The following is an 11,808-nucleotide window of genomic DNA, read 5'->3' on the forward strand; positions in this document are numbered from 1 at the left end:
GTTGCCGGAGACCGCGACGACGGTGAAGATCTGCTGGCGCATGTGCATGTTCAGCATCGGCCACTCGGTGCCGGTCGCCTGCTGCTGCTCGTAGAACTTGACCGAGTTGGCGGCGCGGACGTTCACGAACATGCCGGCCTTGATCTTGGTGGCCGACTGGACGGCGATCGTGCGGTCACCGGTCCTGGCCGCGGTGGCGACCTTCGCGCCTGCCTTCCAGTGCACGTTGATCGTGCCCTCGAAGATGTCCTTGCGGTTGGCCGGAGCGGCGGCGTAGTCGCTCGCGTAGCTCGGGTCGACGCCGCGCGACTGCACGCGGAACAGGCCACGGCCGGGCCACAGCCAGCCGCCCTTGCCCGCACCCGAGGTCATGCCGTCCTCGTCCCAGTCCGAGCCGTCCGGGGTGAGGGCGTCGTACAACGTGTTCGCGTCCGGCCGGTAGGTGATCTTCGTGGCGTCCTTGCCGGCACCCCTGATGATCAGGTAGTCCGCGTCCACGTGGAGTTCGCGCGACACGGCCAGCTCACCGGCGGGCAGCGTGATCAGGCTGAGCTTGGTGTAGCTCGCGGACGGCGAACAGTTCGTCCTGATCGAGTCGATCGCCGCCTGCAGGCCGGCCGAGTCGTCCTGACCGTCGTCGGGCTTGACGTTGAACTGGCCGGCGAGCTCGGCCGAGGTGATCTGGCAGGCCGCGCTGGGGTTGACTTCGCCCGCGCCGGGCAGGTTCTGGCCACCGCGGTACCCGGCCTTGCTCCAGTCGTAGAGCCCGCTGACCGGCGCCCGGCGGTTGGCCGCCGAGGTGTCGAGCCCGGTGAGCGCACCGGGGGCGGGAGCCGCGTCCGCCGCGTTCACGAGCACGGCGACGCTCGCCGCCGCGAGCACGCCGACGGCTCCCAGCACGGCACTTCGTCGCAACTTTTGTCTTTCGGACACGACTGGCCTCCAGAGGAAAAGGGCGGCGTGGGCTGAAATTGTGAATAGCAACTCGTGTCCGAGTCAATGATTGTGGATGAATTCGCGCCGAGTTCGGGTATGTGAAAATCAGGTGCGTGAAATAGGGAATTGGCGAACGTTTGCAAAATCCTTTTTCGTGGTCAGAGGCGGCGGACGCTGTGCAGGACGGGGCTCTTCCGGTTGCCCTGGTTGAAGAGCGCCATGTCGTTGCTGAACGCCGGTCCGTCGGTGCGCTTGCGGCTGGACACGAACCGCGGCCTGCCGTTCTGGTCGAGGCCGAAGAAGATCCCGACGCTGTCGACCTCGGTGCCCCCGGCCGCGAAGAACAACAGATCTCCGGGTTGCAGCGCCAATCGGTCGGCGGGGATCGGGGCGCCCGCGTCGAACTCGGCCATCGCTTTCGGAGTGCGGGGGAGACCTGTTCCGGCGCCGGAGGCCGAGCGCAGTGGGTAGCCCGCGCGGTAGCCGTAGACCATCCGCACATAACCGGCCGGGTCGAGTGCGCCGTAGCCGTCCGGCTCCGGTTTCTCGGTCGGCCCGCCGGGGAACGACCACGTGACGCCGAGGTAGTCGGAGAAGTCGGCGCGGCCGAATCGGGCGTCGCCGCGGAACCGCACGGCTTTCGCATCGGTCGCCTGCGCCGCGCCGTTGAGGTACTGCGCCGCCACGGCGAGCACGTCGTCACTGCGGTCGGTCAGTGCCGCGTCCAGCCACGGCCTCAGCCACGCGGCGTGTTCGGCGTTGGCAGTCCACGGTTCCGGCGTCAACCGGACCCACGCCGGGGTGGTCACCTGGACCTGGGTGCCCGCTGGGTTCTGGAACGTGCGGGTGGGACCGTTGATCACCGCCGTGCGCGCGCCGTCCGTGAACGTCGCGACGATGACACCCCGTTCGTCCCGGACCACGGTGCGCGCGGGCGCGGTGAGCCGTTCGAAGCGGTACGAGCTGGCTGGGGTGGCCGGCGTGATGCGGATGCTCGCCCCGGTCTGCCGGAAGGCCCGGTGGCGGTCCTCGGTCGCCAGATGCGTGACGGCGGCGGCGGACGACGCGATCACCGTGCACAGCACCGCGACGTGGACTGCGAGTCGACGGGACACCATTCCTCCTTCAGGTGGTCGGGACGAGACCGACGAGGACACCGCTGGCGAGCACGCCGTAGGTGACGAGGCTGACCGACCCGGTGGCCACCACGGTCGCGCCCGCCGGCTGGCGGACGAGCTGGTAGGCGATCAGGCCGGGCACGACGAAGCCGAGCGTCTCGTGCACGTACAGCAGCGGGTAGTCGTTCTGGATGAGGATGAACAACGACGTCTGCAACAGGACGCTGAGCAGCACGACGGCCGCGAACAGCCGCTTGCCGTACAGGATCACGACGCGCTGCAAACCCTTGGTGCCCAAGTAGGTCAGCGCCGTCATGAACACGACGATCGCCGCCCGCCGGTAGTCCTCGACGAGCGTGAGGGCGAGCCAGCCGGGCGTGATCATCCCGCCGGGCGAGAGGTTCGACGTGAGGTAGCAGAGCAGCGAGAACACCAGCCCGATCGCGAGACCGAGCGTGGCGACCTCGGGCTGGAGGGTGCCGCTGATCATGGGATGGTCCCTTCTGTCCGGGGGAACCGGCGGGTCTCGTGGCGTGGGGCATCGGGTTCGGCGAGGGCGTGCCGGCCGGGTTGGGGTGGCGGGTTCTCGTCGTGTCCCGGGTGTGCTCGGAGCCGTCCGGCGTGGGCAGGTTCGGCGCGGGTCAGCCGGTCGAGCTGTTCCAGCAGGACCTCACCGTGGCCGTGGATGTTGCCGATCGCGGCGAGCGAGATCGACTCGCCGTCGATGCCCAGCACCCCTTGCAGCAGCTCGTCCGGATCACGTTTGCCGCCCAGGTCGTCCAGGTGTCCCTGCCAGTCGCGCGGGATGGTGAGCGCCGCGCTGCGGGTCGGTTCGCCGATCAGCACCACCCGCGCCGGGTCGAGCTTGCCGACCAGCGCGCCCATCTGACCGTTGCGCTCGACGCGGTCCGGACGGCAGTTGATCACCAGGTGCAGCGGGCGTTCGATCACGCCTCGTTCGAGCAGCAGCTCGATGTTCATCAGCGTCGACTCTGGGTCGTTGGCGGCGAAGACGTTCGCGAACCGCACCTGCCGGTCGTCGACGCGGTAGCGGTGCACCTGGAGTACACCGGGATCCGGCGGCGCGTCCCACATCCCTTTCAGCGCAAGCTCCCGGTCGACCCCGCACAGCTGCGCCACGGCGATCGCGATGGCGACGTTCTCCTTGAAGGTGATCCAGGAGAACCCGCTCATCTCCTCGTCGGTGACCGACTCGGGGTCGACCTCGACCAGTTCGCACCTGCGCCGGGCCGCCTCCGCGCGCAGGATCTCGACCCGTTCGGTCTCGGCGGTCACGCAGATTCCGCCGACCGGCATCGAGCGGCACAACGACCGGGCGACATCGTCGAGCGTCGGTCCCATCTCGGCGAGGTGGTCCTCGCGGACGTTGCACAGCACGCCGATCGTCGACCGGATCAGCTTGGACTGGTTGATCTCCTGCAGGTCCGGCGCGACGGCCATGCACTCCATCACCAGCGCGTCCGGCCGGTACGCGGCCGCCCGGCGCACGATGCCGATCTGCTCCACCACGTTCGCGATGCCGAACTTGCGGTAGACGGGTTCCTCAGAGGCGTCCGGGTGGATGAACCGCGCGGCCGTTCCGGTCGTTTTCGCCACGGTGACAAGGGATCCGCCGCGCAACGCCCCCGCGCACAGCCGGGTGATCGAGCTCTTCCCGCGGATGCCGTTGACCAGGATCCGGGTCTGGATCCGGCGCAGGTTCCGGTAGTGCCTGCGCTGCTCCACGACACCACCGGCCAGGAGCGTCGCGCAGGCGACCAGGTAGACAGTGTGCAGGAAGTGCATCACGACCGCCTTCGTTCGACTGACCGGCGATGGAGTTCGAGACAACGGGCGACGGTGCCGATCTCGTCGGGCCGCTGCGGGTAGATCACGGTGGTGGTGTCGCCCGCGGCCAGCCGATCGGCCGAAGCGGCGAGCCGGCGCAACGGCAGCAGGAGCACCAGCAGGAACCAGCCGAACGCGACCAGTCCGATCACGGAGGACACCAGCGCGGCGAGCCACGCCGTGCGCCGGATGTGGTTGCCCGGCAACGGCAACTGGCTCACCGGCTGCTCGACGACGACGGCCCATTGCAGGTCGTTGAAGTCCTTCGAGCCGTAGAGCGCCGCGGAGGCGACCACGGACGTGCGGCCGTCGACCTCCCACACCGCCGGGTCGGGCACGCCTTTCAACGCCTCGCTCACGCTGGAGCGCAACGGTTCCGCGGCGAGCGGCTCGTACGCCTGGTAGCCGACGGTCGCGGCCACCGTGCGCAGCTCCGCGTCGACGAGCCGCCCCACCCCGCCGGGCAGCCGCACCAGCGAGGACAGCTTCACCACGTCCAGTTCGCCGACCACCACGTAGGTGCTGCCCGGCATCGGCGCGGTCGCGTAGATCAGCGGCACCCGGTGCGCGACGCTCTGCTGGTGCAGGCCGGATCCGGGTGGCAACGGCTCCTCGGCCCGCAACGGCGCCCGGCCCGCCCGCGCCAGGGTCCGGCCGTCCGGGTCGACGACGTAGACGCTGCGGTACCGCTCGCGCCGCGACGTCAGCTCCTGCAACGCGGGCTGGAAGCCCGTTACGTCAGTACCGGAGACCAGTGCCGCGAACGACCTCAGGTCCGTCAGGCTCTGCTGCAGGCTGTGCCGCAACCCGGTCGCCGTGGTCGCGGCCAGGCGCTGGGTGACCTGCACCGCCTGTCCGGGCACCTGCACCTCGTGCCGCCCGATCGTCCCCAGCACAGCGCCGGACCAGGCCAGCAACACCACCGTGGCGAGCACGACCGCGACCACCGCCGAGGGCAGCCCGCGTCGTGGTGCGCCAGGCTGGAACGCGGCCGCGATCCGGTGCGTCTCGGAGATCCACTGCCGGCGCATCCGCGCGCCCGGTTGCCCGGACGCCACCGCCAGCGCGTCCTCGCGCAGCCTGCGGACCGGGCCGACCAGTCCGGCGAGGAGCACCGCCGCCGCGAGCAGCATCACCCCGAGCAGCGCGATCATCACGGGCAGACCGGTACCCGCCCCGCTCGCCTCGGCCTGCGGGGTGGCGCCGACGAGCAGCAACGACATGCCGAGGCTGATCCGCCCCCTGGTCAGCGGCGCGTACGCCACGATCGGCACGGTCGCCTGCGCGTCAGGAGTGGGCGGCCCGGTGCCCGCCTTGCCCACGAGATGGCCGCTTTCCCCCTTGGCGGCCACCTCGGCGGCCTGCCGGACGAGGTCGTCGTCGTGGCCGGCGGCGGTCTCGGTGCCGTGGGGCTTGACCACTTCGCCGGTGTCCGTCACGAGCAGCACCGTCTCCGGTAACCGCAGGCTGTCCACGCTCACCGGGGGAATGGTGAGATCGCTCGACACCACGACCACCCGGTTGCCGCCGGGCAGCGCGTCGGCCGTCACCGCCTGCACCCCGCCGTACCGGTCCGCCATCACCCGCACCGGGACGGACGAGATGTCGTCGAGCGGCACGGACTCGATCGGCACCGGCTCGCCGGCGGACGCCCGCAGGCCGCCCGAGTTGTCCACGACCGCCACTCCGCGTGCGTGCGGGCAGTTCTTGGCGAAGAACGCGATCGTCTGGTCGTCGGAGCGATCACCCTTGCCGCTGTACAGCTTCACGGCGGTGGCGAGGTCCGCGGCGGCCTCGTTCACCGACGCGCCGACCGAATGGGCGAGGTTGGTGGCGAACCACTGGTGCGACCGCGCGACGACCTCGACCGGTGAGCCGTCCGGCTGCCCGGACAACCTCATCGCGCAGAAGCCCATGAGCAGCGCGAGAACGATCACCATCACGACCAGCGGCACGCGCGCGCCCGACGGGAAGCCGGCCTCCGCGCACTCCCGCTCCAAACTCCTCCGGTCGACGGTGTTGCTCACTCGTTCACCGCCCTACGTTGGTGCACATGCGCATCGCGGTACTGGCCCTCCTGCTGGCCGGCTGCACGGCCGCGGTCGATCCGGCGCCGCGCGTCGACCTCGAACACCGGGTGGTGGAGTTCGCCGACGGCCTGTCTCCCGGCGCGCCCTACCGAGCGCCCGGCTCTGAAGAACGCGACACCGCGTTGGCTGCGCTGATGCCGTTGCTCGACGGCACCGCCACCGAGGCGGACGGGTTGCGCCCCTTGGGTTTCACAGTTGACTCCGGAGTGGACGACGCGAGCGGCAGACCGTTCGTGCTCGCCACCACGAAGCCCGGAGCCGAGCAGGGCTGGGGCATGTACATCGCGGACCGCTCCACCACGCCGAGACTCGTGATCGAGGTACCGCACCCGAACGCGGACCTCGACACCGAAGCTCTGGGTGTCGAGCTCTACCGGCGCACACCGGGCGCGGTCGTGCTGATCGCCGGAGCACACCGCCGTGCCGCGGGGGAGCAGGCCGACGTCGCCCACCACACCGACGCGCTTTTCCACGCTGTCGCAACGGATCTGGCGGGGCGCGGGCTGCCGCAGGTGCAGCTGCACGGGTTCGACGAGCAGAGCCTGCCCGGTTCCGACGTCGTGGTGTCGACCGGTCAGGGGCGTCCAGGACCGGCCGCCCGGCGGGTGGCCGACCGGGTCGAGGCTGCGGGTCTCGCGACCTGCCGGAGCTGGGACGACGAGTGCGGGAAGCTCGAAGGGACGAGGAACGTGCAGGGAAAAGCGGCTGCTGAACACGGCTTTGTGTTCCTCCACATCGAAGTGACGGGACGACTGCGCGAGTCGGTTGCATCGCGAGCGGAACTCGCTCAGGCTCTGGCGGAAGCGGACGTCTCGGCCGGGTGATCAGTCCACTGAGGACGTTTCAGCTCTGGGGACGTTTCATCTCGGCCGAGAGCTGTCTCGGCACGTCCGTCGGGTTGCGCACCAGGTCGTGCGCACCGAACGAGCCGGTCATCCCGCTCGCGGCGCGCCACTCCACGAAGCGCACGTCGTCGAGGTCGAGAGCGCCCGCGCGTCCGTCGGGCGCGCGGTTCAGCCCCGTGTACATCATGATCATGTTGCCCGCGCCGTCCGGCGTGGTCAGGTCGTTCGTCGTCAGGTCGATCGTGATCTGGTGCCAGCCGCCGTCGGACGGCACTTCGACGGCGCGGGTGATCGTGGTGAGGACCACCGACTCCGGATCCTCGGTCGGGTCGCTGTCGTCGAAGTGGTAGACGTCGAACCGGAAGTACGCGCTCTCGGATCCCGTGCCGCGGACCATCGCCCGCACCGAGTACGACGGATCGGGATCGGCCGGCGCCGAGTCCTGCCTGTACAGGCGATGCCGTGGCACCGGGATCCGCGCGATGGCACGGGTCTGCACCGACTTGCCCGCGGCCGCGCTCAGTCGCAGGAACCGCTGTCCCTGCGGAGTCGGCCCGACCTGCGAGCTCTCCGCGGTGCCACCGGCTTTCCAGTGCGTGGCCGACTCGACCGCACCGTCGGCGGTCTCGTCCTCGAACCGGCCCCAGCCGAACAGGTCGCGCCCCACCTCGACACCGTCACCGCCGGCCGGACGGACCAGCGAGCCCGGCGCGGCCAGGTCGGCCACGCCGTGCGCGGGAACCGCGACCGTTCTGGTCTCCGGGACGGTGCTCGCGGAGGTGATTCGGCCCGTGTTGTGCTCGACGACCAGTTGCGCGGGGATCACGTCCGGCGTCGGTTGCTTCACGTACGCGCGCACGGCACCGGTGCGGTCGCGGTCGGTGGACGCCGGCATCAGGCCGAGCTCCCAGATCCGGCCGAGCACCCGGCGCGCGGCGTCGCCGGTCAGCGGCACCGGCCGGTAGTCGACCAGCTCCAGCGGCAGCAGCCGTGCCTCCAGCAGCTCGTCGCCGTCCCACACCGTGCGCACGACGACGCTCGCGAAGGTGGACAGGAAGTTCTGGTCGAAGACGAAGTTGCCGAGGCTGTAGACGATCAGCTTGCCCTGGTACCACTCCACACCCTGCAGCACATGTGGGTGATGCCCGATCACGATGTCCGCGCCCGCGTCGATGGCCGCGTGCGCCATCGCCCGCACGTTGTCCGACGCCGCGTCCTGGAACTGGAAGCCCGCGTGCAGCTGCACGACGGTGAGCTGGTTCTGGGCGGACAGCTGGGCTATCTGGGCGGGGGAGCTCACCGGGTCCCACCGGGCGGCGCCGCCGTGCCCACGCCGCGCGACCCAGTCCTGCAGCTCCGGGTAGGCGACGACGAGCGACTTCCACATCTCGGCCTTCACCGCGTCCGGCGCCGTGCTCTCGGCTTTCCGGTAGGCCTCCCAGGCCTGACCGATGCGGCGCGGCGCCGTGGCGATCGAACCGAACCCCCACGGCCGCGCGTCGTACCGCCACGCGTCGTCCGGCGTCGCGTCCGCCGGCTTCGAGTCCGCCGCGCCGGGGTACGCGCCGTTGACGAAGTCGCCGTCGACACTGGTGAAACCGGCCACGGCCACGCTGGTTCCGTTGACCGTGCGGCGGAACGGGGTCGCGGCACCCTCCGGCGTCACGTCCGCGCCGACCATCCCGATGCCCGCTTTCGTCAGCGCCGCACGGGTGTCGGCGACACCCTGGTCGAGAAAGTCGCGGGAGTGGTTGTTGGCGAGGACCGCGCAGTCGACGCCGAGCGCCTTCAGGCCGGCGGTCGTCGCCGAGGCGGACTTCAGGATGAAACGCTTCTGGGGATAGGCCTGGTCCGCCGGGAGGTCGCTGACCACGGTTTCAAGGTTGACGGTGCGCAGGTCGGCGGCGGCGAAGGCGGGCGCGAACGCCGACACCACGTGCTCGGCGCCGCGAGCCGGGTCCCGGTCAGGGACGAGCGGGCCGCCGTCGTCCGGTTCGGCATACCGGCGTCCGAACATCACGTCGCCGGCCGAGTGCATGGCGAACCGGCCCTGCTTGCGGCCGAACAGCTTCACCGTCACCGGACCGTCCTCATCGGACTTTCCGAGCGGAACCGGCTCGGGCAGGTGGTCGGGTGCCTCGACGACCGCGAGCACCGGCCCGCGCAACACGGGTGTGGACACAGCTCCGCCCTGATCACCGGTCAGGCGTTCGGTCTTCTCGCCGTGCAACGTCACCGTCGCGTTGGGAACACCTCCGCCGGACTCGTCGACCACGTTGAGCCGCAACGAGAATCCGAGCACGTTGTGCTGGTCCTCGCACGAGCCGCAGCCGCGCACGACACCGATCGCGCGGAACGCCACGACGAGGACCATGATCAGCAAAACGGCCAGTGCCAACGAGAGCACCGCGGAACGGGTACGCCAGAGTCGACTCATCCGAGAAGTCCAAACTTCGGGTTCGTTCTGGCGGCGTGACTCACATGGTGGCGCGTCTCCGTCTCGAAAGCACCGGCCGTACGGGGGTGCCGGGAATAGACTACTTACTGTACTATTCCCGCGCGGACGCGCATTCGCGCAGGTAGAAGCCCTGCTGGCAGCGTACTCGAAAATCGGTCGTCCATTGTGGAAGATCCTTTGAACCGTCGCCCGTTTCGGATCTTGTACCGGGACGGATTACGTCTTGACCGGGATGACCGGAGGCGAGTATAGGTCTTAGTTAGGAAACTTTCCTAACGGATGGCGTGCGAGAAAGGTGCAGGCAGACGCGATGAAAACGTTGCCATTGCTCGTCTTCGCGGTTCTCCTCGCTGTGCCCGTTCCGTCCGCGGGGGCGGAAATGCCACGCCGTCTGGACTTCGTCCGGGTCGACGACCCGCCGCGCACACTGGTCCTCAACGCGCTCGGCGACCGGCTCGCGACACTGACGGACGGTGCGCGCACGGCCGTCTTCCGGGGCCCTGCCCGGACTTTCGCCGAACCCGAGGTCACCACCGCGTCGGTCACCACGCAGGAGTGGGTCAGAGTCGCTCCTCGCCAGTGGCGCGCGGACGGCGAGAAAGATCCGGTTCTCCGCCAGTGGGTGGAGAACGCGCTGACCGACCGCACGCCGGACGTGCTGGACGTATCGATGCAGTACCGCCGGAACACCCCGGATCTGCGGGACGACAAGGGAGTCCGGTACGCGGGCCGCGCGTTCTTCGGCCCGCTGGTCAACGGCGAGCGCCTCAGCGACGCCGACTTCAACGACTACATGGGCGTTCCGTGGACCTCTGCGGACGGGGTCGTACGTCCCCCCGACCCCGTCCGCAAGGACTCGCTGGACTGCAGCGGATTTCTGCGGATGGTGTTCGGCTACCGCTCCGGCTACCCGCTGGGGTGGGCGCCGTCGCGTTCGCGTCTGCCCAGACAGGCCAGGGACTTCACGGCCGGAGCCCCCGGCCAGGTGGTCGTCGCCGACACCGGCGCCCGCCCGTCCGACGAGCAGCTGGAACGGTTGCAGACCGGCGACATCCTGGCGTTCGACCTCGACCCGGCGGACGGTCCGCTGCTCGACCACTCCGCGATCTACCTCGGGGTGGACTCGGCGGGGCAGCCGCGGTTCATCTCCAGCCGCAAGACCTACAACTCGGTGACCATGGGCGACAAGTACGGCGCGTCGGTGCTGACCGGCGACGGCGTGCTGGCCCAGGCTTTCCGGCTGGCCCGCAGACTCTGACCTGTCACAAACCGGGGACGCGCCTTGTCCTGCTGGGCATGAGTCATTCACTGGAGTCCAGGACCGGCATCGACGGGCCGGTCACGGTCGTCAAGAACTACACCGTGCCCTCGGCCGAAGCCGACTACTTCGTCGAGGTGTACCAGGAGAACGCGCGGATCATGTCGGCCCAGCCCGGCTTCGTCCGCTCCCGCCTGCACCGCCCGCTCGCTGTGGGGCCCGAGACGCGGTTCGTCCACATCGCCGAGTGGAAGTCCGGCGGCGAGCTCGACCGGGCCACCGCCAACCCCGAGTGGCACGCCTCGTTGCAGCGCATGTTCGACGACCCCGGCCTGCACGTCACGTCGGAACCCGCGGCCTACCGGGTGGTCGTCGAACTGCTGCCCGACTAGCCCCGGTACGGCGGCGCCACGCCCCAGCCCCACTTCGGCACGGGCGCCCCGTGGAAGGGCTTGGCGTCCGGTGCGGAGTTCTGCACGGCGAGTCGTGTACCCCATTCCAGATAGGACACGAACGCGGCGCGGAACTCCGGATCGGCCGGCAGCCCGACCTCGTCCGCCGCGTCCATGATCAGGTTCAGCCAGCGGCGGCGCTGCTCTTCGGTGATGGCGTGGCCGAGGTGCTTGGCCAGCATGAACTCGTAGCCGCCGCGCTCCTCGGAGTAGGCGGCGGGCCCGCCGAACACCTCACCCAGCCACAGGGCCACGTACCGTGCGTGGTCGGGGTCCATGCCGGCGAAGACGGGTGCGAGCAGCTCGTCCTCGGCGACGTGGCGGTAGAAGGCCTCGGTGAGCTTGAGCAACGCGTCGGCGCCACCGGCCCAGGTGTAGAGAGAGGGTGTCTCGTTGATCACGAAGCCCACCCCAGCACCTGGTGGAGCGTCCGGCAAGTACGCACTTTTTGGTGAGGAGCGCCTGTGTACCACTGTCCTGTCGAGCTGGCCCTCGACGTCATCGGCGGCAAGTGGCGCGCGGTGATCCTCGCCCATCTCAAGGAACGCCCGCACTTCTACGGTGAGCTGCGCCGGAAGATGCCGGGCATCAGCGAGAAGATGTTCGTGCAACGGCTCCGCGAACTGCAGGACGCCGGTCTCGTCGCGCGGGCCGAGGTGCCGCCGCACGTCGAGTACTCGCTCACCGAGGAAGGCCGGTCGCTGGCCCCCGCGCTCCAGGCCCTCTACGACTGGGGTGTCCGGCGGGCTGCCCTTACAGGCGAAGTCATCTCGCCCTTTTGAGTCCTGGCCGAAGGATTCCGT

10 protein-coding genes and 1 pseudogene are annotated in these 11,808 nt (G+C 69.8%); 4 read left to right on the top strand and 7 right to left on the bottom strand.

The features are described from left to right. The 5 genes and pseudogenes from ABZX92_RS29505 to ABZX92_RS29525 form a co-directional block, all read right to left on the bottom strand. Nucleotides 1–933: pseudogene (locus ABZX92_RS29505) on the bottom strand (hypothetical protein); the annotation flags it as partial. Nucleotides 934–1,094: 161 nt separating this feature from the next. Then, complete coding sequence (locus ABZX92_RS29510) at nt 1,095–2,051, bottom strand: hypothetical protein (RefSeq protein ID WP_355566262.1); 957 nt, start codon at nt 2,049–2,051, stop codon at nt 1,095–1,097. 10 nt (nt 2,052–2,061) lie between these two features. Then, a complete protein-coding gene (locus ABZX92_RS29515; protein ID WP_355566265.1) occupies nt 2,062–2,544 on the bottom strand; it encodes a poly-gamma-glutamate biosynthesis protein PgsC/CapC in 483 nt (160 codons plus the stop codon). Next, nucleotides 2,541–3,860, bottom strand: a complete 1,320-nt coding sequence (gene pgsB / locus ABZX92_RS29520; RefSeq protein WP_355566267.1) for a poly-gamma-glutamate synthase PgsB — start codon at nt 3,858–3,860, stop codon at nt 2,541–2,543. Before pgsB ends, ABZX92_RS29515 begins: the two co-directional genes overlap by 4 nt. Beyond that, nucleotides 3,860–5,929, bottom strand: coding sequence for a cache domain-containing protein (locus ABZX92_RS29525; protein ID WP_355566270.1), 2,070 nt, complete (start codon nt 5,927–5,929; stop codon nt 3,860–3,862). Before ABZX92_RS29525 ends, pgsB begins: the two co-directional genes overlap by 1 nt. A 26-nt stretch (nt 5,930–5,955) precedes the next feature. Between ABZX92_RS29525 and ABZX92_RS29530 the strand changes: the two genes are divergently transcribed. After that, complete coding sequence (locus tag ABZX92_RS29530) at nt 5,956–6,816, top strand: hypothetical protein (protein ID WP_355566273.1); 861 nt, start codon at nt 5,956–5,958, stop codon at nt 6,814–6,816. A gap of 19 nt (nt 6,817–6,835) precedes the next feature. Here ABZX92_RS29530 and ABZX92_RS29535 read toward each other — a convergent pair whose 3' ends face one another. Beyond that, a complete protein-coding gene (locus ABZX92_RS29535; RefSeq protein ID WP_355566276.1) occupies nt 6,836–9,274 on the bottom strand; it encodes a CapA family protein in 2,439 nt (812 codons plus the stop codon). A 331-nt stretch (nt 9,275–9,605) separates the two neighbouring features. Here ABZX92_RS29535 and ABZX92_RS29540 point away from each other — a divergent pair, with 331 nt between their 5' ends. Further along, complete coding sequence (locus ABZX92_RS29540; RefSeq protein WP_355566279.1) at nt 9,606–10,553, top strand: hypothetical protein; 948 nt, start codon at nt 9,606–9,608, stop codon at nt 10,551–10,553. Nucleotides 10,554–10,591: 38 nt separating this feature from the next. Next, nucleotides 10,592–10,945 carry an antibiotic biosynthesis monooxygenase family protein gene (locus ABZX92_RS29545; RefSeq protein ID WP_355566282.1) on the top strand — a complete coding sequence of 118 codons (354 nt, stop codon included), beginning with the start codon at nt 10,592–10,594 and terminating at the stop codon, nt 10,943–10,945. Here ABZX92_RS29545 and ABZX92_RS29550 read toward each other — a convergent pair. Continuing rightward, nucleotides 10,942–11,406 carry a group II truncated hemoglobin gene (locus tag ABZX92_RS29550; protein WP_355566285.1) on the bottom strand — a complete coding sequence of 155 codons (465 nt, stop codon included), beginning with the start codon at nt 11,404–11,406 and terminating at the stop codon, nt 10,942–10,944. The genes ABZX92_RS29545 and ABZX92_RS29550 overlap by 4 nt on opposite strands. A 63-nt stretch (nt 11,407–11,469) precedes the next feature. Here ABZX92_RS29550 and ABZX92_RS29555 point away from each other — a divergent pair, with 63 nt between their 5' ends. Then, on the top strand, nt 11,470–11,787 hold the full coding sequence (locus ABZX92_RS29555; protein ID WP_355566288.1) for a helix-turn-helix domain-containing protein: 318 nt from the start codon (nt 11,470–11,472) through the stop codon (nt 11,785–11,787). Nucleotides 11,788–11,808: the final 21 nt, after the last annotated feature.

Origin of the sequence: Lentzea sp. NPDC006480 (assembly GCF_040611995.1) — a bacterium.
Lineage (GTDB): Bacteria > Actinomycetota > Actinomycetes > Mycobacteriales > Pseudonocardiaceae > Lentzea.

Bases quoted from the DNA above. Each gene is read 5' to 3' on its own strand.
- ABZX92_RS29515 (WP_355566265.1), bottom strand. From the start codon at position 2,544: ATGATCAGCGGCACCCTCCAGCCCGAGGTCGCCACGCTCGGTCTCGCG.
- pgsB (WP_355566267.1), bottom strand. From the start codon at position 3,860: ATGCACTTCCTGCACACTGTCTACCTGGTCGCCTGCGCGACGCTCCTG.
- ABZX92_RS29530 (WP_355566273.1), top strand. From the start codon at position 5,956: ATGCGCATCGCGGTACTGGCCCTCCTGCTGGCCGGCTGCACGGCCGCG.
- ABZX92_RS29535 (WP_355566276.1), bottom strand. From the start codon at position 9,274: ATGAGTCGACTCTGGCGTACCCGTTCCGCGGTGCTCTCGTTGGCACTG.
- ABZX92_RS29540 (WP_355566279.1), top strand. From the start codon at position 9,606: ATGAAAACGTTGCCATTGCTCGTCTTCGCGGTTCTCCTCGCTGTGCCC.
- ABZX92_RS29545 (WP_355566282.1), top strand. From the start codon at position 10,592: ATGAGTCATTCACTGGAGTCCAGGACCGGCATCGACGGGCCGGTCACG.